We start from the raw sequence: 23,648 nt of genomic DNA, 5'->3' as shown, positions 1-23,648 counted from the left end.
AGGTCCTATCTCCCGCTGTCCATGTCCACCCGGGCCGTGGTGGACAACGGCTGCTGCACAAGAAACAGCGTCAGGACAAAGGCCGCCGCCAGGATCGGCACCCCGAGCAGGAAGATCGGCGGCAGCGCCTCGCCGAACGCGGATTTGATGAAGTCCTGCGCCGGAGCGGGCAGCGCCCTGATGCTGTCCGGGCTGATCGAATTGGCGCCGCCCGACGCCGCATCGCCGGCTCCGGCCGGTGCGGAGGCCAGCTGGTCATTCAGCCGGCGGATGAACAGGGAACCGAACAGGGCAATCCCCAGGGAACCGCCCATCTGCCGGAAGTAGTTGGCGGTGGAAACCCCGGTACCCATGTCCTTGGCCGGGACGCTGTTCTGCACAATCAGCACCACGTTCTGCATCAGCGCCCCGATCCCCAGTCCCAGCACGAACATGCCCAGCGCGGTGAGGGAGTACGGCGTCGTGCTGGAGATGCGCGAGAGCAGCAGCAGGCCGCCGATCATGGTGAGGGACCCGAGAATCGGATAGATCTTGTACTTGCCCGTGCGGGAGATCAGCTGCCCCGTCCCGATCGAGGTGGTGAGCAGCCCTGCGGTCATGGGGAGCATCATCAGCCCGGACATAGTGGGACTGGCTCCGTTGACGATCTGCAGGAAGGTCGGCAGGTAGGCAATGGACCCGAACATGGCCAGCCCCACCGCCAGCCCAACCAGTGTGCAGATCAGGAAGTTGCGGATCCCGAACAGGCGCAGCGGAAGGATCGGTTCGGACGCGCGCAGTTCCACCGGAATGAAGATGGCGACGGCGACGGCGGCCACTGCTCCCAGTGTGAGGATGGTGGGTGAGGTCCAGGCGTAGTTGTTGCCGCCCCAGCTGGTCAGCAGCACCAGGGCGGCGCTGCCGACGGCAAGCAGTGCGGCACCGGCATAGTCCAGCCGGATCCCCTTGCGTTCGGACCGCGGCAGGTGCAGGGCGGTGACGATGACCGCGAGCGCCACCGCACCGATGGGCAGGTTGATGTAGAACACCCACCGCCAGGACCAGTAGTCGGTAAGGTAGCCGCCCAGCAGCGGTCCGCTGACGGAAGCGATACCGAACGCCGCCCCGATCATTCCCATGTACTTGCCGCGCTCGCGGGCGGGCACAATGTCACCGATGATGGCCTGCGCACCGATGATCAGCCCGCCGCCGCCTACGCCCTGGATGGCCCGGTAGGTGATGAGTTCGGCCATGCTGTGCGCCTGCCCGGACAGGGCGGACCCGCCCAGGAAAACCACGATGGCGAAAATGAAGATGTTCTTGCGCCCGAGCAGGTCCCCGAGCTTCCCGTAGATCGGCAGCCCGATTGTGGAGGTCAGCAGGTAGGCGGTGATCACCCAGGACAGGTGGTCCATACCCTGCAGGTCCCCCACGATGGTGGGCAGGGCGGTGGAGACGATGGTCTGGTCCAGGGCCGAGACAAGCACCGCCAGCATCAGCCCGGCGAAAACGACGGCGATCTGGCGCCGCGAATGCCCGCCTCCCGCATCGGCGCTGCCCTGCACGCTGTCCCCGCCCGTTGGCGGGCCGCTCCGGGCCTGCGGCGTGTGCGCCACCAGAGGGACGGCGTTGACCGGCGCTCCCATGGCACCGGCCATCCCGGCTATCGGATGGGTTGCTGCGGTTCCGTGGGGAGTAAACCGGTCGGCCATGCACTCCTCCTTGGAAATTTCCGCCGGATGTGGGAGTCCGGCCGGGACTTCCATTCGACGCCCACCGTCCCGCCAAGTCAACGGTCGGCGGCGGCCACCCATGCCGCCGGTACCGGCAGGCGTCGTGGTGGAGGGCGTTGAAGTTACCTACTCTAAGGAACGGCTCCCTGCCTCGGCGTTGTTCCACGGGTAGGACAGGCGCACACTGGCACTGAAAGCGGACCGGCCATGATGTCGAAGCCGCACGGGATCACCTTCGGGGTACGCCATGAACCGTACAATAAGCGTCATTTTCCGCGCCATACCGCTTCTGATGGGCGCTGTCTGTCTGTCCTATGGCCTCTACATCCTGTCCGGGCGGAACGATGCCGATCACTTTGTCGCCGGACACGTCAACGTCGGGCTGACCGCCATCTGTTATGCACTGTTCACCACGGCGGCCACCATCATTCGGCAGCTCATCAACCGCTATGGGCGCGTATGGGGGATCATCCTGCCGCTCTCCGGCTACGTGGCTGCTGCCGCCGCCGTCATCTGGGGCATCCTTCTGGCCAACCGGGACAACACCGCGGAGAACCTCACGGCGGGCTTCGTTGTGATCGGCATCGGCTTCGTCGCCGCGTGCGTCAGCACCGTCGCGGCCGCGTCCACGAAATTCACTCTCATCCAGTCAGCACAGTTACTCGAGCCACAGGGCGGCCCGCCGGAAGGTGCCCACTCCCGCGCCGTCGGCGCCGGGCTGCTCGCAGTTCCGGTTGGAGCCGCCGTCGTCGGTTTCTCCCTTGCGATCGGCCTGTTGGTGCGCGGGGATACGCCCGGATTCGTTGCCGGCCACGTCCTGATCGGCCTGTCGGCGATCTGCACGGCGCTGATCGCCCTGGTCGCGAGCATCGTGCGCCAGGTGCGCAACGAATTCAGCGACGGCGAGCGTTCCGCTTGGCCCTGGCTCGTCGCTGCCGCGGGCACGATCAACGTGCTGCTCGGACTATTCGTGCTGTTCAGTTCAGACGAACCCTATCGGCTGGCCCCGGGATGCGTGCTGATCGGCCTCGGGCTGATCTGCTTCAGCATCCTGTCGAAGGTGCTGTTGCTCGCCCTCGTCTGGCGTCGCACGTTTGCCCTGGCCAACCGCATCCCGCTGATGCCCATCGGAACAGCGCTCAGCTGCCTGTTCTTCGCCGCGTTCCTCTTTGAAGCCGCAGGCACAGACCCGGCGTTCTTTGTCCCCGCGCACGTGCTGGTTGGACTCGGGGCTGTCTGCTTTACGCTCTTCTCAATCGTGTCGATCCTCGAAGCGGGAACGTCGGAGTAGCAGGGCAGCATTAAGGCGTGGAGGGAACTGCTCCCCGCCAGGTGCGGATGCCGGTGCGGACTGCCTCCGGCAGCCCGGCGTCGTCAAAGAGCCGGTCCAGCGAAAAGCCGTCCGCCGCCGCGCGGAAGGCACCGTCCATGCTGGTTCCCTGCCCGGCGCACAGTCTTTCGCTCTCTGCCTCCGGATTGGGCCGTCCTGTTGCTGCTGCGAAGGCATCCGCGTTGCGGACGGTTTCGAAGTAATCCTCCCGGATCTCCTCCGGCTCCGCGTCCACTGCCGCGAGCAGGACCATTGCGGTCATTCCCGTCCGGTCCCGGCCCGCCATGCAGTGGAAGAGCACCCCGCCGGGCGGGGCATCGGCGAGCGCCTGCAGTACGGCGCCCATCCGGTCCGGCAGCCGGGTGAGGTGCGGCAGGTAGTACAGCGGCGTGCCCATCAGTCCGTTGTTCCAGTACCCCTCCCAGAACTCCGGATTTTCCGCCAGCCCGTCCAGGTCCACGGGAACCGTGGTGAGCCAGTCCGGGCGGGCGGCGGTGTCCCGTGCGCGTTCGGGCGGCTGCCGGAGGTCGACGACGGTACGCACTCCCAGCGCATGCAGGGTGTCCCAGCCGCGGGGGCGGATCAGGTCCACCGTTTCGGAGCGGAAGAAGACCCCGTGCGGCGTGAGCGTGCCGTCGCGCCGTCGTCGGCCGCCCAAGTCGCGGAAGTTCACCAGCCCCTCCACGGGGCGAAGAACCCGCGCGTCGGCTGCAGGGAGGCTGGCCGTATCCGGGGAACTAGGCAAATTCCATTCCTTCCGCCGGACGGGGGCGGGTGAGCCAGTACTGGGTGCCGGCGGCATCCCGGGCCACAATGCCTTCATCCACCAGATAGCGGCGGATGGCAGCGGGGTCTGCGGTGAAGGCCGTCAGCCGGGTGGTGAGTTCCTTCTCCGACAGCACTGGCCGCAGCCCCGGCTCCGGCGGCCGGGCATGTTCAAAGACCTCCCCGGCCAGGAAATGCAGCAGCTCCAGCCGGTCGGAGCGTTTGCGCGGGTAGGCCTCGACCCTGCCGTTGACCAGGAAGCGGCGGGCCGACGTGTCGGTTGGCCGTATCCCGGCGGCCAGCAGATCAGCGAAGACGGACGCCACGGGTTCCACCCCGCGCTCGCCGACGCGGACCAGGCCGGCGTTCTGCAGCACCGCCAACGACTTGGCCTCGGCAGAGGTGAGGTCCTCCGGGTCCAGGCGTGCGCCGTCGTCGGCCGCCAACACGGCGCGGGCGTACAGGTGCAGGCGCCGGCGGTCTGCGAGCGCCGCCGCCACGGGACGCCAGCGGTTCGCCTCCGGCCTAGTTTCCCCCATGGCTCCCTTTCACATCTGTGTCCGGTTCCTGACCGTCCCTGACCGGCGGTGACAGCACCTGGACCGCCGGCGGACGGTGCAACATCCCCATGACCTGCAGTTCGGCGTACAGGTCCGCCACGGCCGGGGCACGCCAGTCCCTCACCGTGATGAGCGTTCCGTCCGGGTAGTTCTGCACGGCGGCAGCAGCAATGGGGAAGGGCAGCCGCCCGTAGGCCGTCCGGGAGAACCAGTTGAGGTATCCGACGGCGGGCTCCCGGAAAGATGCATGTCCCGGCAATCCCAACCGGGTCCGGCGCTCGCTGACCCTGTCATGAACTTCCCAGCTGGTCAGGCTCGCCGTCTCCGGCTCCCAGATGCGGATCAGCTTCCGGAACCAGGCGGAGGCTTCATCGGGGGTGCCGATAGTGAAGTCCGGCGGCAGTTTCAGGGAGATCTCGTTGGGCCTTGGGCCGAGGTTCCGGCCGGCGGTAACGTCCAGGGAGAACAGTGCTTCCTTGGCATCTGTGTCAGCGTAAAGCCGGAACTGTGTCTTGCTGGTGCCGGTGGAGAACGGCGAGTCGGGGGCATCGCGCTCGCGGAAACTTTCAATCGCCCTGCCCAGCGCGGACGGGTCGGCAAAGTCTGCCGCCTCCCTGAACACAAGTGCCCGGCCGTGCCACCGCATCTCCGCAGCGTCAAACCGTCCCCGGAACAAATCCAGCATCGGCAGGATCCGGGCGGCCACCTGCTCCGCAGTTTCCCTCCGGGCACCCCACACCAGCCGGACACGGACAGCCTTATCCTCCGGAAACAGGTCGGCCACAGTGAGTGTCATGCGGCACAACCTACCCGATTCAGGACCCGTCTCCGCCGGCAGGCGCATCCAGGACCTGGAAAGCAGGCATCGTGTGAAGCATTCCCATGGTCTCCAGCTCCGCATACAGATCGGCCACCGCAGCAGCGGTCCAGTCCTTGACGGCTATCAGGGTCCCGTCCGGGTCCTCCCGGGTTACTGCATCCAGGGGGAAGGGAACCCTGCCGTACCCGGTCCGCGAGAACCAGTTCAGATAGCCGACGGACGGGGTGTAAATCGAGCGGTTCCCTCTGCCTAGCCGTTTCTCCATCTCCCTGCAGGCATCCATGGTGTCCGGGGTAAAAAGGCAGGCGGTTTCCGGCTGCCAGATCCGGGCCAGCCCGCCGAACCAGCTGTGGGCCTCCTCCGGTGGGCCAATGATGAATTCTGCTGGCGGCCGCAGGGAGATGCTGTTTGCCGGGGTGCCCCAGACATTACTGCGGCCGGCAGAGATATCGAACTGAAACAGTCCGTTGTCCGGATCGCCGGAACCGGTCAATGAGAATTTTGCCCTGAGTGTTCCGGTGTCCACATGCGAGTCGGGAACATCGCGCTGGCGGGGACTTTGAATCAGCGCACCCAGCGCTTCCGGCGCGTCCGGGATGTCGACCCATTTAGGTCCGGGCCCGAAGAGGGTTTTCACGGACATCTGCCATCGCGCATCGGGATCCGGGAACCTGCTTCGGAACAAGGGAAGCGTCAGCAGGATCCGTTCGGCGACCTGTACCGGAGTCTCCTTGCGCGACCCCCATTCCAGGGACAGCCAGGCATGGACCCGGTCGGTCTTCGGGAACAGTTCCCCCACGGTTTGTGCCATGGGCCACAACATACCCGACATGTTTCCGGTCCAGGGAGACAACCCGGCCGGGACGGGCGACCGGTTTCCTAGCTGCGGCTGAAGGCGTCCAGCTTACGCTGGGTCTCCATCTCGTGGCGGACCTTCAGCTCGTAGTCGATAAAGGCCTCGATCATGGCCGTGTACGTGCGTTCCACCACATTGCAGTCGCCGTCCTGCTCCTGGGCCGCATGGCGGACATGGGCAATGACTTCCTCCATACGCTTGGGCGAGCGGACGGCGTCGTCGTTGTCCTTCAGTCCCCCGGCGAGCCGGACCAGCCGCTGCCGCCGCCAGATCAGCGCGACAATTTCCTCATCGATTTCGTCAATTGCTGTCCGGACATTATCGAGCTGTCCCGAAACGGATTTCTGCTCAGCTGGTTCCATGCCTTAAGAGTAACCACCCCCGGGCTGCGGGCGCCGCACCGGGCCTCCGCTGCCCGGGTATGGCCGTTCGGCGTCTTCATGGCAGGATCAGAGGCGTGAACCCCCACGTTTCCGTGGTCACCGTAGGCGTACGGGACCTCGAAGTAACTCACGCGTTTTACGTTTCGCGGCTCGGCTGGGAAACAGTCCAATACGTCCCCGACGAGGTGATCTTCTTCCAGATCAACCACGGGCTGCTCCTGGCCTTTTTCCGGGCAGACCATCTGGCGGCGGAAGCCGGCGCGGTCGGCGAGCTCCACAACGCCCCGGTCACCCTCGGGCACAACGTGGACTCGGCCGCAGAGGTAGACGCCGTGCTGGCCAACGCCGCCGGTGCAGGCGGGGTCATCACCGCCCCCGGAACCCAGATGAGCTGGGGCGGCTATTCCGGCTACTTCACGGACCCCGACGGGCTGCGCTGGGAAGTCTGCTTCAACCCCGGCCTCAGGGTGGACGACGCCGGCCGGGTCACCCTGGCAATGATTTCCGAATAGGCTCCCGCTAGAACAGCACGTCCTCCGTCGGCACCGTCTCCGCCGGGTCCGGATGCAGCAGGTACTCGCCGTCGTTGCGCACGTTGCCCACGGCGGGGTGGGCTTCGGACAGTGCCCAGTCCGCCGCCGTCGTGTAGGCCTGTGCCGTAGCCAGGGCTACCAGCATGCCGGCATCCCGCCGTGCCGGGTCCAGCCAGGCAGCCATTGCGTCCGGGGACAGCGGCAGCGGCAGCCGGTCATGCAGGCCGGCCAGTTCGCCCAGCACGGGTTCGGCGCTGTCCGCCGGAGGCGAGGCGACGGTGAGGATCGACGTCGAGAGCAGCCACTTCTCCGGGTCGCCTTCGGCCTTGGCCGGATCCCGCCACCACTCGTACAGGCCGGCAAAGTAGATCGGGGCGCCGTCGGCCCGGGAAACGTGGAACGGGCGGCGGACCTTGCCGGGGCCTGCCTTCCATTCGTAGTAACCGTCCACCGGCACCGCGCAGCGGCGCGAGAGAACTGCGTCACGGAAGGTGGGCTTTTCCAGGACGGTCTCGCTGCGGGCATTGAACGCACGTACGCCTACGGATGCATCGGCTGCCCACCCCGGCACCAGGCCCCACCGGGCAACGTGGATCTGGCGCACCTGCGTCCGTCCCCGGCCCGGCACCTCCACGAACCGTTCCAGGACAACGGGGACGTCCGACGTCGGGGCCACGTTCCAGGACGCGCGCAGTTCCAGACGGGCGTCAGCCTCCGCTTCAGCGTCGGCCACAAGGTCCCCCGCGGAGCGGGCCATGACGTATCTTCCGCACATGCCTCCAGTCTGCCACCGGGAATGCCGTCGGCCGGAATACTGTTGGATCAGGCAACAATCCATTTCGACGAAGAGGAGCAACCATCGTGGCTGCCACTGCTGAAGCTTTCACTCCCGCAACCGGAACCATCACCATGTTCTCCACCTCCTGGTGCGGATACTGCCGGCGGCTGAAGTCCCAGCTGGATGCCCAGGGCATCGGTTACACCGAGGTCAACATCGAGGACGTGGAAGGTACTGCGGATCTGGTGGCCTCGCTCAACGGCGGCAACCAGACCGTTCCGACCGTGATTTTCCCGGACGGTTCAGCGGCCACCAACCCTTCCGCTTCTGAGGTGAAGTCCCGCCTCGGCCTCTAGCGGGCGGGGCCCCTCGGGGCCGTCGGACGGCGGAACGACGTGCTTGACTCTCGGTTACTGAGTAGTAGTGTGGGGGCTCTTCCAGAGGGAACGGTACTACCGGGACACGAAGGAGCGAGATGAAGACCACGATGACACGGACCGCCGTCCTCCTATCGACAGCCGGACTGATCGCCGGTTCCGCGGTTTTTGCGGCACCAGCTTCAGCGGCCGTCACCGAATGCGAACCCGGATCGACGGCAACCACCTTCACCGGGTCCACCACAAGCCGGGAAACAGCCGGCACGGCAACGCTCACGAACAGTTCCACGGTCACTGCACCTGTCGGGCTCACCAGTGAACGTTCCGTGACCAGCCAGGCGTCTACCAAGGGGCCGGTACCGCTCAGTGCAATTCTCCCCGCAGTGCGGACCGAGGTCAGCCCGCTGGCGTTCGAAACCGCCAGCTGGCGTGCCGGACAGTCGATATTCCAGCTGACCTTGCCTGCGGGCCAGTCACACGATGTGACATACGGGTTCAACCTGATGTCGTTTTCCGGTTCGCAGCAGGAATGCGGACTCGACGGACGCTTCGGTCCCGCAACGGACTTCAGCGGCACCGTTCCGACCGGAACCTTCGTAGACTTCTAGCGCCGCGGGTGGGAACCTGCCGGGCGGTGAGTCAGGGACGCAGCAGTGCCTTTATGGTCCGCCGTTCGTCCATGGCCCGGTAGGCTTCCGGGGCCTCGCCCAGGGGCAGCTCCAGGGTAAACACCTTCCCCGGGTCGATTTTCCGCTGCAGGATCAGCCCCATGAGTTCGGGCAGGAACCGGCGTACCGGTGCCGGGCCCCCCAGCAGATGGATCTCCGCGAAAAAGAGCTGTTCCCCGGGCAGCTGCACGCCGTGCGGCACCCCCACGTAGCCCATATGGCCGCCGGGGCGGGTGCAGCCGATGCCCTGCAGCATCGAAGCCTGGGTTCCCACTGCCTCGACCACGCTGTGGGCGCCCAGCCCGCCGGTCAGCTCGCGCACCGCTGCCACGCCGTCGTCGCCGCGCTCCTGGACAATGTCCGTGGCTCCGAACTCCCGGGCCAGTTCCTGCCGGTCCGGGTGGCCGCTCATGGCGATGATCCGTTCGGCGCCCATCTGCCGGGCGGCCAGCACGGCCAGGAGGCCCACCGCGCCGTCGCCCACAACCGCAACTGTCTTGCCGGGCGCGGCTTCGGCAGCAGCCGCCCCGAACCAGCCGGTGCCGAGCACGTCCGAAGCGGCAAGCAGCGACGGGATCACCTCTGGCTCCGGCGCTTCCGCCGTCGCCACGAGCGTGCCGTCCGCGAGCGGAACCCGCAGATACTCGGCCTGCGCTCCGCCGACGCCGGCGGCATGGACACACCGGCTCTGATACCCCGCTGCACAGATCTCGCAGGTGTTGTCGGAGGCGAAGAAGGAACCCACCACAAACTGGCCCGGCTTGATCTGTGACACGGCCGTGCCCACTTCTTCGACCACACCCACGTATTCGTGCCCCATCGGGCGGGGACGGCGCACCGGCTCGATGCCCCGGTACGGCCACAGGTCCGATCCGCAGACACAGGCTGCCACGACCCTCAGGATGGCGTCAGTGGACTCCTTGAGCACCGGCCGGGGGACATCCTCCACCCGGACATCCCGCTCTCCGTACAACAGGGTTCCTAGCATGGGCACTTCCTGGTGTTGGCAGCCGACAGTCTCCGGACCCGTTCCTGCCTTCCATGCTAGGACGGTGCCCGGCCCGGCGGCAGGCCCTGACGGCTAAGCCCGGAGCGGAAGGGTAATTCCGGCTTCGCTCCCGGCGCTTGGGGTCCATAGGATGGGAAGCGGGATGCTGGACTCAGGCTTCCCGCCCGGACATCGAAAGAGGCAGCACACTCATGGTTCATAAGGTTCAGGCCGTAGTCGTCAAGGAAAAGAACGCCCCCGTCTCGCTGGAGACCATCCTGGTTCCGGATCCCGGGCCCGGCGAAGCGCTGGTGGACATCCTCACCTGCGGCGTCTGCCATACCGACCTGCACTACAAGCAGGGCGCCATCAACGATGACTATCCGTTCCTGCTCGGACACGAAGCCACCGGCGTCGTTTCCGCCGTCGGTCCCGACGTTACCGAGGTAGCCCCCGGCGACCGCGTGGTGCTGAACTGGCGCGCTGTCTGCGGCGAATGCCGCGCCTGCCGCAAGGGCGAGCCGCAGTACTGCTTCAACACCGCCAACGCCACGCAGAAGATGACCCTGGAGGACGGCACCGAGCTGACGCCCGCGCTGGGCATCGGCGCGTTCGCCGAGAAGACCCTCGTGGCCGCCGGCCAGTGCACCAAGGTGGACGACGACGTCGACGCCGCCGCGGTGGGCCTGCTCGGCTGCGGCGTGATGGCCGGCATCGGTGCCGCCATTAACACCGGCGCCGTGCAGCGCGGAGAATCCGTGGCCGTAATCGGCTGCGGCGGCGTGGGCATTGCCGCCGTCGCCGGCGCGAAGCTGGCCGGGGCCACCACCATCATCGCCGTGGACATCGATTCGGCCAAGGTTGAACTGGCCATGGCCCAGGGCGCCACGCACGGCATCAACTCCAAGGACGAAGATCCGGTGGAAGCCATCCGCGCCCTCACCGGCGGCTTCGGCGCCGACGTCGTGATTGACGCGGTGGGACGCCCGGAAACGTATAAGCAGGCCTTCTACGCCCGCGACCTCGCCGGCCGCGTGGTCCTGGTGGGCGTGCCGAACCCGGAGATGAAGATCGAGCTGCCGCTGGCGGATGTGTTCGGCCGCGGCGGCTCCCTGAAGTCCTCCTGGTACGGCGACTGCCTGCCCTCCCGGGACTTCCCCATGCTGGTGGAGCAGTACAAGCTCGGCCGGCTGGACCTGGATGCCTTCGTCACCGAGCGCATCGGCCTGGGCGACATCGAGGAAGCCTTCACCAAGATGCATGACGGCAAGGTCCTGCGTTCGGTGGTGGAACTGTAATGTTCCGCATCGACAACGTGGTCACCTCGGGGACCTTCTCCCTGGACGGCGGCACCTGGGACGTGGACAACAACGTCTGGATTGTCGGCGACGACGCCCAGGTCATCGTCATCGACCCCGCCCACAACATCAACGCGGTTGCCGAAGCCGTGGGTGACCGGGAGGTCATGGCCATCCTGCTCACCCACGGGCATGACGACCACATCCGTGCCGTCGGCGAGGCCCGGGACCGGTTCAGCGCCCCGGTGTTCCTGCACGCCGCGGATCGGATGCTGTGGGACGCCGTGTTCCCCGAGGAGGGACCGGACGATGTGATCGAGGACGGCGACACGTTCGAGATTGCCGGCCATACCCTGCGCGCCCTGCACACGCCGGGCCACTCCCCCGGGTCGGTCTGCTTCTCGCTGGCGGCCGGCGAAGACGTTCCGGAGCCCGTGGTGTTCAGCGGTGACACGCTGTTTAACGGCGGTCCCGGTGCCACCGGCCGTTCCTACAGCGACTTCCCGACCATCATCGAGTCCATCCGGGAACGGCTGCTGACGCTGCCGGCGGAGACGAAGGTGCTCACCGGGCACGGGGATTCGACGTCGATCGCCGCCGAAGGCCCGCACCTGCAGGAATGGATCGACCGGGGGCACTAGGACCCGCCGTGGTCTTCCATGCGCATGCCTTGACCGCCCGGGTTAGGGTATGCGCATGGGGGACCACAGGAACATGCTGCTGGATTTGACCGTCGACGAGGCCCGCGCGGAGGAACACGTGGTCCATGTGCGGGACTGGTTCCGCCGCACCGGGTGGAGCAAGGCCGATCCCGAGGCTTATGACGAGTCCTACGAGATGTACCCCGCCGATTCCTTCGGAGAGCGCAGTGCCACGCTGTTTGCGGGAAACGGCGTGTACTCGTTTGTGCCCCTTCACGGCATCTACACGGGCGGCGGTGATTCCTACGGTCCGCGCTGCCGGGAATGCGGCACGGAATACGACCTCGACGAAGCTGTCCAGCTGGCGATTGCCTGGTCGGACAGCCACGTCGAGCCGGTCCTGTCCTGTACGAGCTGTTCCAGGCAGGAGCCGATGGGCGACTGGGAGATCCTCAGTTCCCTGACGGTGGCCTCCTTCGCCGTCATCATCGATGTCCACGACCGCTCGTTGGATCCCGATCGCCTCATCGCTGCCCTGCGGGAAGAACTCCGCAGCCAGCTTGGCGGACGCTGGGTCCATATGGTCGAGAACATGTGAGCATCTCCAGCCCTGCGTTAGGGTATGCGCATGGGGGATCACCGGGAGATGCTGCTGGATTTGTCCGTCGACGATTCGAGTGCCGAAGCGCGGATGCATGAGGCACGGAAATGGTTCCGGGACAGCGGCTGGAGTGCATCCGCGCCCGACAACTACGACTTGATCCATAGCAAACATGTGTCCGACGGACCTGGCCCCCGCCTGCTGGGGCAGCTGGACCCACGCTCGCCACACTTTGTCTTCACCTTCATCCCCGGCCGCGATTTATACATTCTGGGCGACAGCACGGCAGGTCCGGAGTGCCGAAAATGCGGTGAAACTACGGATATCGATGAGGTTGCCGGAATGGTCGGGGAGTGGCTGGACTCCTACCGGGAACCAGACCTTACCTGTCCCCGCTGCTCATGGCATGCGCCTTGGGGAAACTGGGACCTCAGTTGGTCACTGGTGGTTTCCTCGTTTGCCGTCATCATTGACCAGGACTCGCAGACCCCGGACCAGCGCGAATTTCCCCGGTACCTCATGTCCCGGCTACAGGCCGACCTCGGCGGGCGATGGGTACTCATGCACTATCACGATTAGGGGCCGGGGCCGCCGATTCGGGCAGACCCTTGTATCGGGTGTTATCCCGCCGGAAACTGAACTTATGGCCCTGCAAATCAGTCCCGCTTTCTGGAAAATCCTGCCGGAGTTGCGCTACGAACCCACGCCGCGGCGTATCCGTGCACAGCTCGGCGGCAACACCGTGGTGGACTCCACCGACGCCGTGCTGGCCTACGAGCCGCGGCGGGTCACCCCCATCTACGCAGTGCCCGCCGAGGACATCGCGGCAGAGGCGACAGCTGCCTCGGAGCCCGACGGCGACCCGCTGGCCGAGGTGCCCCCGGATGCCCTGATGGACCCGCGCTACCCGTTCTCGGCACACACCGCCCCCGGCCAGCCACTGGACCTGCGCGCGGGATCGCACGAGCTGCCCGGCGCCGGGTTCCGTCCGGATGATGCGGATCTTGGCGGGTATGTGCTGCTGGACTTCAACGCGTTTGACCGGTGGCTGGAGGAAGACCAGGTGGTCGAGGGGCACCCCCGGGATCCCTTCCACCGGGTCGACGCCCGGGATTCCTCGCGTGCGGTGCGGGTGCATCTGGACGGACAGCTGCTGGCCGAGACCCGCCAGCCGCTGCTCGTCTACGAAACCATGCTCCCGCCGCGGACCTATTTTCCGCGCCAGGATGTTGACTGGGATGTCCTCAACGCATCAACCTTCCGCTCCGTCTGTCCGTACAAGGGGACGGCGAACTACTGGTCGGTGACCGGGCATCCGGGGGGCGCGGACCTGGCCTGGTCGTATGAACGGGTGCTGCCCGATTCGGCGCAACTGAAGGACCGGGTCTCGTTCTTCGATGAGCGCACCGAGGTCTACGTCGACGACGCCAAACAGGAGATCACCTCCCTGTTCCGCTTCTGAGGCTGTTTCAGTCCGCCGTATCAGCGATCTGGATGAGGTTGCCCACGGTGTCAAAGAAAACCGCCGTCGTTATTGGTCCCATCCGGGTAGGCGGCTGAGTGAAGGCCACGCCCAGGTCCAACAGCCGGTGAAATTCGTCCTCCACGCTGTCCACGGCGAAGGAGGTGAACGGGATCCCGTCCGCTACCAGCGCCTCCGTGAACGGCGCGACGGCGGGATGCCCGGCCGGTTCGAGCAGCAGTTCCACCCCGGCGTCCTCCCCCGGCACCCCCACGGTCAGCCAGCGCGCCCCGCCCGCCGGCACATCCTGCCTCTGTTCGAATCCCAGCACCCGCGTGTAAAAATCCAGTGCCTTGTCTTGGTCGTCCACAAAAATACTGGTCACCACAATTCTCATGGGTGCTCCCTGTCCGTTCGGGTTTTCACGAGCCGACTATCCGGGAGTTCCGTCGGCACACGGCCAGTATCCGGTGCACCAGGCAAATGCGGGAGGGGGTCCTGTCAAACCCCCGGCTGTGCAGGGCACTGGCCGCTGATTACCGGGACTCGTAGCGTTGTTGCCCCAATGCCGCATCAATAGGGAAGGCAACACCATGTCAACGCCTAATGAATCGTACGAACTTGCCCGCCGGCGCGTCATCGCAAAAACCATCTACAAGGGAGTGGTCGGTCTCTGGCTGCTGCTCGCGGTCCTTCAGGTCGCTATCTGGTACTTCACGACGCCGGACGGCTACTTCTGGCCGGTCTGGCCGATCCTGGGAACTCTTGTCGCCGCAGTCATTGCGGGGATCCCCGTCTACGCAGGCCGTCCCGCCATATCGGATCGCCGTATTGAGGCCGAAGTGGCTCGGATGCGGCGAGACGGCTGACCCGTACCAGGAGAGGACATCATGCTCGACAGCACCCACCAGGTCATCGCCGGCGTCGTTCTCCTCACCGTCATCGGCGTCGCATACGGTGGCCGGTTCGTCTTTACAGCGGTAACCGGACGATTCCCGGCGAACGACCTCCAAAAGAGCTTCTTCCGCGCCGGCCACGCTCACGCGGGAGTGCTCATCATCCTCGGCCTCCTGGTCATGGTGATCGTGCAGGCGAACGGCGTGCCCGAGCCGTTCGCCACGATTTCCCTCGGCGTCCTCGTGGCTGCAATCCTGATGCCCGCCGGTTTTTTCGTCTCCGTCATCGGCCGCGATCCCGCACGGCCTAACCGGGCCATTATGCTTCTCTGGATTGGAGCGGCTGTGCTGGGCGTCGGCCTGCTGGCCGCAGGCGTCGGACTCATCATTCAGGGGGTCACGTCAGCGCCATGAACGTGACTGAGACAGTTGCCCTGGTAACCGGAGCGAACAGGGGGCTGGGGCGTTTCTGGATGCAGACACGCAAGCCGTCAAGGACCAGCTGAGCCTGCCTCCCGAAGCTTTTTACGCAGGCATGGGGCCCTTCGCCTGAGCCGCTGCCGGGGTTGAGCTGACGGACCGTTGAGCGCGCTGCAGATTGCGGATGAGTTCCTCGCGGCTTTGTCCATCGACGTGGTGCCGCCACATCGGCGTACCGGGGCTGCTGCGCCAGGATTCGCTCAGCGGACTGTTATCAACTGCGTCGAATCCGAGATCGTCATAGAACCGGGTCACCAGTTCGACGGCCTCCGGATAGTCGCTGGAGACGACCAGCGCCTTACGGTCAGGTGCTCCGGCCGGTCGCGCCAGCCGCATGATGGCCGGCAGCGCGTCGCTGGGGACACGGAGGTGGAAGCGCTCATGGAACTGGACGTGATTGAACGCCTTGACGACCTTCGAGGTGGGCAGCTGTTCCTGACGTAACTCATGAATTGTCTTGAGCCCCGAATCGACGTCGGGGAAGTTCCCGTCGCGCCAGACCATGTAGTTGTTGTTGTCGATGACGACCTTTCCTGCGAGTTCCTGCACCGGCAGCCGGTCACCGGGCGCATACGGAAACGCGGTAACCGCGAAGTCAGCTGCAGCCGCAGCCTCTGCCGCGGTGGCGACGCGTGCCCGCGGTCCCAAGTCCTTGACCAGCCGCTGCAAGGTTTCGGGTCCCCGCGAATTCGCGATAACGACGTCGTAGCCCGCCGCCGTTGCCACCCGGGCAAGCGTTGTTCCGGCCTGGCCCGCGCCGAGGATGCCGATAGTAGTCACGGTATTACTCCTTGGTTAGCCTGGCGCCGGTTTGCGGATGTTCCTGGCTCGTGTTCGTCGACAAGGCTGCGGAGGCAAGGAGCGCAAGTTTCTCGGCATTGTCCGAGCCGGCGTCGGGGTGGTAAACGACGAGCATCAGTCCGTCCGCTCCGTTGATACCCAGCCGCTCCCGGTTGAGCGTCATTTCCCCGACCTGCGGGTGGTTGAGCAGCATCGGTGTGCCTCTCTGGGCCCGCACTTCATGCCGTGCCCACATTCGGCGGAAGTAGGGGCTCGCCAGCGAAAGCTCTCCGACGAGTTCTATGAAACGGGGATTATCGACATCCTTGCCCACGGACTGCCGAAGGTTCGCAATGAAGCACTCCGTCACCACTTCCCACTCCGGATAAAGGGCCTGCTCGGCCGGGTCGAGGAACATGTCCCTCAGCTGGTTCCCCCCGACATCAAGACGCGGTGAGAGCGCTTTCGCCAGGCTGTTCGCGGCCAGGATATCGAAGTACCGCCCCTCGATGAAGGCGGGCTGGGCCAGCGAATCCAGCAGCTTGAGTGCACCGGCGGGAACGGTTTCCTTGGACGGCCGGCGCACGCGCTGCCGGGGAACGTCCGCGACCAGCGTGAGCAGGTACGCGAGGTGGTCGTCGTCAAGTTGGAGCACGCGGGCGATGGACTCGAGGACCTGCACGGAGGGGTGCCGGTCCCGCCCGCGCTCCAACCGCAGGTAGTAATCGGCGCTGATGCCGGCGAGCATGGCCACTTCCTCGCGCCGCAGTCCGGGCACGCGCCGCACACCTATCTCCGGGATGCCGGCCTGCTTCGGTGTTACCAGCTCGCGCCTGGCCCGCAGGTAGTCGCCAAGGGCGTTCGATGTCTTACTCATGGGAGCCAGCCTAGGACCTGGCAGGGCGGTTGGGACAGCGGCAGAGGGGGTCCTGTCACTCCCCCGGCTGGACAGGGCTCTGGCCGGTGAAAGCAGGCATTCGTAGCGTTGCAGTGGCTCAGCTGGAGCTGGAGCCTACCGAGAGGACAGAAAATTGACCATCACATTAATCACCGGGGCGAACAAGGGCATCGGATTCGAAACGGCCAGGCAACTGCTGGAGTTGGGGCATGTCGTTTACATAGGTGCCCGTGACGCCGAGCGGGGTGAGAAAGCCGCAGCAGGGCTGGGCGCCCGATTCGTACAGCTCGATGTAACCAACGACGCCTCAGCCAGCAGCGCACTCGCGAGCATCGATGCGGACGAGGGCCGGCTCGACGTCCTGGTGCACAACGCGGGCGTCCTCGAGACGGAGATGGACGGCCCCTCCGCCCTCCGGGCCTTCGATACCAATGCGGTAGGTATTGTCCGCGTCACGCAGGCCGCACTCCCCCTGCTGCGCAGGTCCGCCAACGCCCATGTGGTCACCATCTCGAGCAGCGCCGGTTCCTTCTGGGCAGTCACCAACCCCGATCGACCGGAGTTCGACCTGCCGCTTGCGCTCTACTCGGCGTCAAAGACGGCGGCGACCATGCTCACGGTGCAGTACGCCAAGTCCCACCCGGGCATTAAGTTCAACGCACTCGAACCCGGAACCACTGCCACGGATATGACGGCCCGCTTCGGTATCGGGAGGTCACCGGAAGAAAGCGCACGAGTCGTTGTACGCCTCGCCACCCACGGCTCGGAGGGCCCAACCGGAACCCTCCGGGACGAAAACGGCGAGCTGCACTTCTAGGAGAAGGATCACCACAATGACCGCCACCCCCGCACACATCACCAAAGCAGGCCAGACAACCTCCTGGGGTGGTGTCGTCTCGCTCGGCCTTGGAATTTTCGCGATCGTTATGTCTGAGTTCCTGCCCGCGAGTCTCCTCCCGCGTATCGCCGGAACCCTGGACGTATCGGTCGGTGCTGCAGGACAAAGCGTGACCATGACCGCCGTCGCTGCTGTTTTCTCGGCCCTCTTTATCGCAGTGGTCCTCCCCCGCACCGATCGCCGGCGGGTCATGATCGGCCTTACCGCCCTGGCCATCCTCTCGAACATCCTCGTTGCCCTGGCACCCGGCCTTTTCGTTCTTTTGTCCGCGCGGCTCCTGCTCGGCGTTGCCCTTGGCGGCTTCTGGGCAATGGCCACCGCCATGGCCGCGCACTTGGTGCCCGCCGACCATCTCGGCCGCGCGCTGACCGTCATCAACGCCGGTGTAGCGGTTGCAACCATCGTTGCCGTACCTCTCGGCGCCTGGCTCGGGGAAATCTGGGGATGGCGGGCCGTCTTTTTCATCGCCGCAGTCGTCGCAGCTCTGGCCCTGCTCGTGCAAGCGGCCACACTGCCGGCCATCAGACCTACAGGAGTGAGCGGGCTCCGCGCCCTCGGGTCGACCCTTCGCTCCGGAGTGGTCGTAGTGGGATTGGTTGCGGTCCTGCTGGTCTTCGGCGGCCACTTCGGCGGATTCACGTATATCCGCCCGGCGGCAGAAACCGTGTCCGGAATCGATGCCGGCGGTCTGGCCGTGCTGCTGCTCGTGTTCGGAGCCGCCAGCGTCCTGGGCACCGTTCTCAGCGGGCCCCTGGCCGACCGTGCGCTTCGGGCCGCAGTGTTCCTTTTCCCTGCGGTATTGGGACTCGGAATGCTCGTTATGCTCCTCGCCGGCGGATCAATCACCGGCCTTTTCATCGCCGCCGCACTCTGGGGGTTTGGTTTCGGCGGAATCCCGACCGCAGTGCTCAGCTGGGGTGCCAGGACTGCACCGACACGACTCGAACAAATCGGCGGGCTCGTCGTGACGGTCTGCAATATCGCGATCGCCGTCGGAGCTGGCTTCGGCGGACTCCTCGTCGACGGCGCCGGTGCCACCTATGCCCTGACCGTCGGTGGAATTGCGGCGATCGTCGGCGCGTTGATACTGACGAGTCTTCCCCGAACAAAAACGACGGTGGTGTCAGCCGGTTAACGCACCGCGGTCAAACCAATTCTATTGACGGGGCTGCGGCATGGCCGCGGACCAGGCCGTGCCGGGCCAGTTTCCGAAGGTGATAGCTGGTCGCTCCCCTCGATTCCCCCACCCGTTTTCCCATGCTGCTCGCTGTCTGAGGACCGTACTGGGACAAGGTGTCCAGCAGCTGCGCCCGGAGCGGGTGGGCGAGGGCCTTGAGAACGGACCGTCGAGGACGCGGCGGCGTTGGTCGGCTGCTGTGCGGGGCTGGGTGGACCCAGCATGACAAAATGACCTGCATCACTGTGTCTATGAGTCCCAGCACTCACCAGCCCTGAAGGAGCTCCGATGCCCGCTTCCGAAATGCGTTCAAAAACGCTTGAATACTCCCCTGCAGAACGGGACGTCGCACGCATATTCTCGCGGACCGGACTCGAGCACCTGCAGGCGCTTGCCGCCGGCGAGGTTCCCGGCCCGCCGATCAGCAGCCACGTGGGGCTGCGCCTCGTCAGCGTGAGCGAGGGGGATGTGGTGATGACGGCGGAACCGGACGAATCGCACTACAACCCGATCGGGTCCGTCCACGGCGGCTTTTTCGCCACCGTCCTGGACTCCGCCTGCGGCTGCGCCGTGCACTCCACGCTGCCGGCCGGCGCCGGCTACACCAGTCTCGAACTCAAAGTGTCCTTCCTGCGGCCCGCCACCGCGAACACGGGCACAGTCACCGCCCACGGATGGGTGACCAAGGCCGGGCGCAACGCAGCGTTTGTCGAAGCGGACCTGCGCGACGCCGCCGGCCGGGTTCTCGCTACCGCGTCAAGCACCTGCCTGGTGGTGGGTCCCGAGCCGTCGGGAAGTTGAGCCGGCGGTGAGGGAAACGGTGACGAGGACGGCGCAAAGCAGCACCGATGTCAGCAGCAAGACCAGATAGGCCACCGTTAGCAGACATGCTGGCGTGCCAAGGGCCGCACGACCCGGCATCCGGAAAGTCGACGCCCGTCTAGTCCAGCCCCTCGAACACATCGCCCAGTACGGCTGCCCCGGGCTGCCACGGCGGCCACGCGATGGCCAGCATCTCGGAGCTGACGGTGCGTCCCCAGCGGACATCTTCCTCCACGTCCGGCGGCACCCCCGGGGACACCACATGGCGCTGGGTCCGGTGCTCCATCAGGCCCGCCACCACCCGGTGAACCACGCTGCCGACATCGACCTCGATCCCGATCTGCTCGTCCGGGATCGGATGCACGTCGTACACCCTCCCCTCGATCCACGGTTGAAGTCCGTGCCGGATCCGGCTGCGGTTCCACCGGTCCCAGGTGGAGCGGCACACTCCGCCGTGCAGCAGGCGCTGCAGCCCCGGTCCGCCGTCGGCCTTCAGGCGCCCGAACGCCGCGTCCGTGGCCGCGCCGACCGCGATGTGGTCCGGGTGCCCGGTGAGCCCGTCGGGACCGAAAGTGGCGACGACGTCGGGCCGCTCCTGGGCCAGGATGCCGCCGATGCGCTCCTCGAGTTCCACGAAGGGAACCTCGGCGACCGCGCCGTCGTCGTAGTCCAGCCACTCGTGGCGGTCCGGCGGCCGGCCGTGAGCCGTCCAGGCGGCGTCCGTCTCCCGCCGGCGGATCCGGCCGAGCGGTTCGTTGACCGGCGGGTAGGACGGATCGATCTGCCCGGCGCCGCCGTCGGTCGCGTGGACCAGGACGAAGCGGAACTCCGGATCGTCTTCGTGCAGTGCCACTGTTCCCGCCAGCCCGTAGGCGTCGTCGTCGGGATGGGCGACGACGAGGGCAAGGACATGCGATCCGGTCATTTCCGGCACCTCCCGCGGCAGGGGATTCTGCCACCGTTCCAGCGTAGGACGAGGGGCAGGCCAGAGGAACCTGCTGCTCTTTCGGGTATTTTCCGGCGGCATTCGTTACGGTGTGGCATGAGCGATAACCGGGAACAACTGCTGGACCTTTCCGTAGACGCGGAAGGAAGCGAGGAACGATTCAGCCAGGTACGGAGCTGGTTCCGCAGCACCGGCTGGAGCATGGCCGACCCTACGGTCTACGACCCCTACTACGACAAGCATCCCGCCGACGCCTTCGGACCGCGCACTTTGGCGGCATCCGCAGACGCCAACGGAAGCTACAGCTTTGTCGCCGAACGGGAGTACTACTTTGCCGGTGAGGGTACCGGGGGTCCCGTTTGCACGCGCTGCACTTTCCAGTTTCCGCTCGAGCTGATTGTTCCGCTGGTCAGTGAATGGTACGACGGCGGCCCCGAGCCCCGGCTTGCCTGTCCCGACTGCTCATGGACGGGACTATTCGGTGACTGGGACCTGGGGAGTTGCATGGCCATGGCGTCCTTCGCGGTCATCATTGATACCGGCACCGGCGGGTATTCACCCGAACTCGTTACGACCCTGCTCGAAGCCCTCCGTACAGACCTCGGGGGACGCTGGGTGCACATCAATAAGTACATTTAAGCCGGGCCCCGGAACGGGCGGCGTCCGCCCGCCGCCGGAGCTAGGCTGACATGCCATGGAGTGGTTCAGCGCCGAAGGATACGAGTTCGCCCGCCAGGTGCTGCAGCGCGGCATCGCCGCCGTGTACCTGATCGCGTTCCTGTCCGCGGCCGCCCAGTTCCCGGCGCTGCTCGGCGAAAACGGCTTGCTCCCGGCCCCGCAGTTCCTGGTCCGGATCAAGGGCCGGGGCATCCCTACCCTCTTCCACTGGCACTATTCGGACCGGTTCCTGCTCGCCGTGGCGTGGGCGGGCGCCGCCGTCTCCGCGCTGCTGGTGGCGGGAGTGCCGCAGACCGGGCCGTGGTGGCTGCCGATGGCAGCCTTCCTGTTTATCTGGGGGCTGTACCTGTCCGTGGTGAACATCGGGCAGACGTTCTACGGGTTCGGCTGGGAATCGCTGCTGCTGGAGGCCGGTTTCCTGGCTGCGTTCCTGGGCTCCGACGACGTCGCGGTTCCGGTCGCGGTGCTGTGGGCCTTCCGCTGGCTGGTGTTCCGGCTCGAATTCGGTGCCGGCCTGATCAAGATGCGCGGCGACAAGGTGTGGCGGGATCTCACCGCCCTGTACTACCACCACGAAACCCAGCCGATGCCGAACCCGGCCAGCTGGTTCTTCCACCACTTGCCAAAGCCGCTGCACCGGATGGAGGTGCTGGGCAACCACTTCGCCCAGCTGGTGGTGCCGTTCTTCCTGTTCTTCCCGCAGCCGGTGGCCTCGATTGCCGCGGCGGTGGTGATTGTTACCCAGTTCTGGCTCGTCCTTTCGGGGAACTTCGCCTGGCTGAACGTGCTGACCATCCTGCTCGCGTGCACGGCGATCAGCGATTCGGCCGTGCAGGCGGTGCTCCCGGAGGCGCAGTTCGCCGCACCGGATCCGGCCGCAACCCCGGTGGCGTTCGCCGTCGTCGTCTCAGCGGTGACCCTGGCCGTCCTGTACTGGGCCCGGGCGCCGTTGAAGAACCTGTTCCGCCGCGACCAGCTCATGAATGCCAGCTTCAACCGCTGGCACCTCTCCAATGCCTACGGTGCGTTCGGCAGCATTACGCGGCACCGGAACGAGGTGGTCATCGAGGGCACCAACGATCCGCCGGGGCCGGACGCCCGCTGGCTGGAGTACGAGTTCAAGGGCAAGCCCGGTGATCCGCGACGGATGCCGCGCCAGTTTGCGCCCTACCACCTGCGGCTGGACTGGCTAATGTGGTTCCTGGGCCTGGGCGCCTCCGGTGCCTGGTTCCCGGTGCTGCTGCGGAAGCTGCTCACCGCCGACCGGCGGACCCTGCGCCTGCTGCGCAGGGACCCGTTCGACGGCGAGCCGCCCCGCTGGATCCGTGCCCGGGTCTACCGCTACCGCTTTTCCACGCCCGCGGAGCTGCGCCGCGAACGGGTCTGGTGGGTACGGGAACCCCGCGGATTCCTGGTGGACCCCGTTGAGGGTCCGGGCACGACGCCGGGCCGGTCCTAGGCGGTTGCCTTGGTGACTACGTTGTGCGTGGCGTGGTCATACAGGAACGTCAGCGGACCGCCGGTATGCCACAGCTCGATGTTGCCGCCGTCGCGGTGTGCGTCGAACCCGTAGTTCTCGTCCCACGAACCGTTCAGCGCCACCTTGTAGGTGTAGGTGCCCTCGGGCAGGTCCACCGTGAGCTTCCACAGTTCGTCGTGGCGGTCGAACGCGAACTGCGCTCCGGCCGGATTCCAGTCCTCGGTACCGAGTGCCGCGCCGAAATCGCTGGCGAGGGCCACGGACTCCGGCTGCGGGAAGGACGGCTCCGGGACGTCGGTCTCCGGGTGCGAGCCGTGCTGCTCGGCCGGAGCGGAGGGGACGGCGACGGCGTCGCGCAGGACCTCTTCCACTACTTCCTCGGCCGGGGAAGCGGCTTCGGCCGCAGCCACAGGCTTTCCGCTGAGGGCGGCCGACAGGTGCGCCGGCTCCGGGAAGTCCTTCAGGGCCCGGCGGCCCTCGTTGGTGATGCTCCAGCCGGAGCGGGCTTCCTTAAGGATCCAGCCCGCCTTGACGAGCTTGGTGGTGGCATTCACCAGGGCACGCTCACCCCGGGAGGTACCGCTGGCCAGGGCCTCCGCTTCGCGTCCTGCGAGCGGTACACGGTCCAGGGCGGCACCGAGTACCTTTGCCCTGCTGACCTTGCCGGTAGCTGACGGGTCCTCTGCTGCGAGGATCTCAAGGACCGCCTGCAGCCGCAGCGCAGTGTTTTCAACGGTGTCTGAGCCCAATGGAATTCCTTTGTTACGAAAATGTTGATAGCCGCTCCGGTTAAGCCGGCTCACCGCCATCAACACTATCCC

Annotated in this window: 30 protein-coding genes; 16 read left to right on the top strand and 14 right to left on the bottom strand. The window is 66.2% G+C overall.

Features of this window, described 5'->3' with window-relative positions; all coding sequences use genetic code 11:
• Positions 1-5: 5 nt before the first annotated feature.
• Positions 6-1,691 (bottom strand): MDR family MFS transporter, encoded by a 1,686-nt coding sequence (locus LJ760_RS07355; RefSeq protein ID WP_227921244.1) that lies wholly within the window; start codon positions 1,689-1,691, stop codon positions 6-8.
• Between the two features lie 268 nt (positions 1,692-1,959).
• Here LJ760_RS07355 and LJ760_RS07350 point away from each other — a divergent pair, with 268 nt between their 5' ends.
• Positions 1,960-3,003 (top strand): DUF2776 family protein, encoded by a 1,044-nt coding sequence (locus LJ760_RS07350; RefSeq protein ID WP_227921242.1) that lies wholly within the window; start codon positions 1,960-1,962, stop codon positions 3,001-3,003.
• 10 nt (positions 3,004-3,013) lie between these two features.
• On the opposite strand, the gene LJ760_RS07345 is transcribed toward LJ760_RS07350, so the two are convergent.
• The 5 genes from LJ760_RS07345 to LJ760_RS07325 all read right to left on the bottom strand — a co-directional run bounded on the left by LJ760_RS07345 (position 3,014) and on the right by LJ760_RS07325 (position 6,405).
• Positions 3,014-3,787, bottom strand: coding sequence for a tyrosine-protein phosphatase (locus LJ760_RS07345; RefSeq protein WP_227921239.1), 774 nt, complete (start codon positions 3,785-3,787; stop codon positions 3,014-3,016).
• On the bottom strand, positions 3,780-4,346 hold the full coding sequence (locus LJ760_RS07340) for a DUF2087 domain-containing protein (RefSeq protein ID WP_227921237.1): 567 nt from the start codon (positions 4,344-4,346) through the stop codon (positions 3,780-3,782). Before LJ760_RS07340 ends, LJ760_RS07345 begins: the two co-directional genes overlap by 8 nt.
• A complete protein-coding gene (locus LJ760_RS07335) occupies positions 4,333-5,163 on the bottom strand; it encodes a hypothetical protein (RefSeq protein WP_227921235.1) in 831 nt (276 codons plus the stop codon). The genes LJ760_RS07340 and LJ760_RS07335 overlap by 14 nt, the downstream gene beginning before the upstream one ends.
• Positions 5,164-5,182: 19 nt before the next feature.
• A complete protein-coding gene (locus LJ760_RS07330; protein ID WP_227921232.1) occupies positions 5,183-5,998 on the bottom strand; it encodes a hypothetical protein in 816 nt (271 codons plus the stop codon).
• A 68-nt stretch (positions 5,999-6,066) separates the two neighbouring features.
• A complete protein-coding gene (locus tag LJ760_RS07325; RefSeq protein WP_227921230.1) occupies positions 6,067-6,405 on the bottom strand; it encodes a chorismate mutase in 339 nt (112 codons plus the stop codon).
• Between the two features lie 95 nt (positions 6,406-6,500).
• Between LJ760_RS07325 and LJ760_RS07320 the strand changes: the two genes are divergently transcribed.
• Positions 6,501-6,938, top strand: a complete 438-nt coding sequence (locus LJ760_RS07320) for a VOC family protein (protein ID WP_227921228.1) — start codon at positions 6,501-6,503, stop codon at positions 6,936-6,938.
• 7 nt (positions 6,939-6,945) lie between these two features.
• Here the strand turns inward: LJ760_RS07320 and LJ760_RS07315 are convergent, their stop codons facing one another.
• Positions 6,946-7,734 (bottom strand): SOS response-associated peptidase, encoded by a 789-nt coding sequence (locus LJ760_RS07315; protein ID WP_227921225.1) that lies wholly within the window; start codon positions 7,732-7,734, stop codon positions 6,946-6,948.
• Between the two features lie 134 nt (positions 7,735-7,868).
• Between LJ760_RS07315 and LJ760_RS07310 the strand changes: the two genes are divergently transcribed.
• Both LJ760_RS07310 and LJ760_RS07305 read left to right on the top strand, forming a co-directional pair.
• Positions 7,869-8,093 (top strand): mycoredoxin, encoded by a 225-nt coding sequence (locus tag LJ760_RS07310; RefSeq protein ID WP_227922737.1) that lies wholly within the window; start codon positions 7,869-7,871, stop codon positions 8,091-8,093.
• A 119-nt stretch (positions 8,094-8,212) separates the two neighbouring features.
• On the top strand, positions 8,213-8,722 hold the full coding sequence (locus LJ760_RS07305) for a hypothetical protein (protein WP_227921222.1): 510 nt from the start codon (positions 8,213-8,215) through the stop codon (positions 8,720-8,722).
• A gap of 31 nt (positions 8,723-8,753) precedes the next feature.
• On the opposite strand, the gene LJ760_RS07300 is transcribed toward LJ760_RS07305, so the two are convergent.
• Positions 8,754-9,770, bottom strand: a complete 1,017-nt coding sequence (locus tag LJ760_RS07300; protein WP_227921220.1) for a zinc-dependent alcohol dehydrogenase family protein — start codon at positions 9,768-9,770, stop codon at positions 8,754-8,756.
• Positions 9,771-9,982: 212 nt separating this feature from the next.
• On the opposite strand from LJ760_RS07300, the gene LJ760_RS07295 reads away from it, so the two are divergent.
• The 5 genes from LJ760_RS07295 to LJ760_RS07275 all read left to right on the top strand — a co-directional run bounded on the left by LJ760_RS07295 (position 9,983) and on the right by LJ760_RS07275 (position 13,772).
• Positions 9,983-11,068, top strand: a complete 1,086-nt coding sequence (locus LJ760_RS07295; RefSeq protein WP_227921218.1) for an S-(hydroxymethyl)mycothiol dehydrogenase — start codon at positions 9,983-9,985, stop codon at positions 11,066-11,068.
• Positions 11,068-11,709, top strand: a complete 642-nt coding sequence (locus LJ760_RS07290; protein ID WP_227921217.1) for an MBL fold metallo-hydrolase — start codon at positions 11,068-11,070, stop codon at positions 11,707-11,709. The genes LJ760_RS07295 and LJ760_RS07290 overlap by 1 nt, the downstream gene beginning before the upstream one ends.
• Positions 11,710-11,764: 55 nt before the next feature.
• The gene (locus LJ760_RS07285) at positions 11,765-12,307 is read left to right on the top strand and encodes a hypothetical protein (RefSeq protein WP_227921216.1); all 543 of its coding nucleotides are present in this window, start codon (positions 11,765-11,767) and stop codon (positions 12,305-12,307) included.
• 30 nt (positions 12,308-12,337) lie between these two features.
• Entirely contained in the window at positions 12,338-12,889 is a 552-nt protein-coding gene (locus LJ760_RS07280; RefSeq protein WP_227921214.1) for a hypothetical protein, read from the top strand.
• Between the two features lie 64 nt (positions 12,890-12,953).
• A complete protein-coding gene (locus tag LJ760_RS07275; RefSeq protein ID WP_227921212.1) occupies positions 12,954-13,772 on the top strand; it encodes a DUF427 domain-containing protein in 819 nt (272 codons plus the stop codon).
• 7 nt (positions 13,773-13,779) lie between these two features.
• Here the strand turns inward: LJ760_RS07275 and LJ760_RS07270 are convergent, their stop codons facing one another.
• The gene (locus LJ760_RS07270; protein WP_227921210.1) at positions 13,780-14,169 is read right to left on the bottom strand and encodes a VOC family protein; all 390 of its coding nucleotides are present in this window, start codon (positions 14,167-14,169) and stop codon (positions 13,780-13,782) included.
• 196 nt (positions 14,170-14,365) lie between these two features.
• Between LJ760_RS07270 and LJ760_RS07265 the strand changes: the two genes are divergently transcribed.
• Both LJ760_RS07265 and LJ760_RS07260 read left to right on the top strand, forming a co-directional pair.
• Positions 14,366-14,641 carry a hypothetical protein gene (locus LJ760_RS07265; protein ID WP_227921207.1) on the top strand — a complete coding sequence of 92 codons (276 nt, stop codon included), beginning with the start codon at positions 14,366-14,368 and terminating at the stop codon, positions 14,639-14,641.
• A gap of 21 nt (positions 14,642-14,662) precedes the next feature.
• On the top strand, positions 14,663-15,082 hold the full coding sequence (locus LJ760_RS07260) for a hypothetical protein (protein WP_227921205.1): 420 nt from the start codon (positions 14,663-14,665) through the stop codon (positions 15,080-15,082).
• Between the two features lie 111 nt (positions 15,083-15,193).
• Here LJ760_RS07260 and LJ760_RS07255 read toward each other — a convergent pair whose 3' ends face one another.
• On the bottom strand, positions 15,194-15,928 hold the full coding sequence (locus LJ760_RS07255; protein WP_227921202.1) for an NADPH-dependent F420 reductase: 735 nt from the start codon (positions 15,926-15,928) through the stop codon (positions 15,194-15,196).
• Positions 15,929-15,932: 4 nt separating this feature from the next.
• Positions 15,933-16,805 carry a helix-turn-helix domain-containing protein gene (locus LJ760_RS07250; RefSeq protein WP_227921200.1) on the bottom strand — a complete coding sequence of 291 codons (873 nt, stop codon included), beginning with the start codon at positions 16,803-16,805 and terminating at the stop codon, positions 15,933-15,935.
• A 154-nt stretch (positions 16,806-16,959) separates the two neighbouring features.
• On the opposite strand from LJ760_RS07250, the gene LJ760_RS07245 reads away from it, so the two are divergent.
• Positions 16,960-17,643, top strand: coding sequence for an SDR family NAD(P)-dependent oxidoreductase (locus tag LJ760_RS07245; RefSeq protein ID WP_227921198.1), 684 nt, complete (start codon positions 16,960-16,962; stop codon positions 17,641-17,643).
• Positions 17,644-17,659: 16 nt separating this feature from the next.
• A complete protein-coding gene (locus LJ760_RS07240; RefSeq protein WP_227921195.1) occupies positions 17,660-18,859 on the top strand; it encodes an MFS transporter in 1,200 nt (399 codons plus the stop codon).
• 10 nt (positions 18,860-18,869) lie between these two features.
• Here LJ760_RS07240 and LJ760_RS17575 read toward each other — a convergent pair whose 3' ends face one another.
• Positions 18,870-19,142, bottom strand: coding sequence for a winged helix-turn-helix domain-containing protein (locus LJ760_RS17575; RefSeq protein ID WP_442860652.1), 273 nt, complete (start codon positions 19,140-19,142; stop codon positions 18,870-18,872).
• A gap of 47 nt (positions 19,143-19,189) precedes the next feature.
• Between LJ760_RS17575 and LJ760_RS07230 the strand changes: the two genes are divergently transcribed.
• A complete protein-coding gene (locus LJ760_RS07230; protein ID WP_227921193.1) occupies positions 19,190-19,702 on the top strand; it encodes a PaaI family thioesterase in 513 nt (170 codons plus the stop codon).
• A gap of 139 nt (positions 19,703-19,841) precedes the next feature.
• On the opposite strand, the gene LJ760_RS17275 is transcribed toward LJ760_RS07230, so the two are convergent.
• A complete protein-coding gene (locus LJ760_RS17275; RefSeq protein WP_231709317.1) occupies positions 19,842-20,648 on the bottom strand; it encodes a PIG-L deacetylase family protein in 807 nt (268 codons plus the stop codon).
• A 117-nt stretch (positions 20,649-20,765) separates the two neighbouring features.
• On the opposite strand from LJ760_RS17275, the gene LJ760_RS07215 reads away from it, so the two are divergent.
• Both LJ760_RS07215 and LJ760_RS07210 read left to right on the top strand, forming a co-directional pair.
• Complete coding sequence (locus LJ760_RS07215; protein WP_227921191.1) at positions 20,766-21,308, top strand: hypothetical protein; 543 nt, start codon at positions 20,766-20,768, stop codon at positions 21,306-21,308.
• A 55-nt stretch (positions 21,309-21,363) separates the two neighbouring features.
• Positions 21,364-22,806 (top strand): lipase maturation factor family protein, encoded by a 1,443-nt coding sequence (locus LJ760_RS07210; RefSeq protein ID WP_227921189.1) that lies wholly within the window; start codon positions 21,364-21,366, stop codon positions 22,804-22,806.
• On the opposite strand, the gene LJ760_RS07205 is transcribed toward LJ760_RS07210, so the two are convergent.
• On the bottom strand, positions 22,803-23,576 hold the full coding sequence (locus LJ760_RS07205) for a pullulanase X25 domain-containing protein (protein ID WP_227921185.1): 774 nt from the start codon (positions 23,574-23,576) through the stop codon (positions 22,803-22,805). The two genes, LJ760_RS07210 and LJ760_RS07205, sit on opposite strands and share 4 nt — an antisense overlap.
• Positions 23,577-23,648 lie beyond the last annotated feature (72 nt).

The organism is Arthrobacter sp. zg-Y895, assembly GCF_020731025.1.
GTDB lineage: Bacteria > Actinomycetota > Actinomycetes > Actinomycetales > Micrococcaceae > Arthrobacter_B.
The sequence above is the reverse complement of the archived record's forward strand: the minus strand, read 5'-3'. Positions and strand labels throughout refer to the sequence as shown.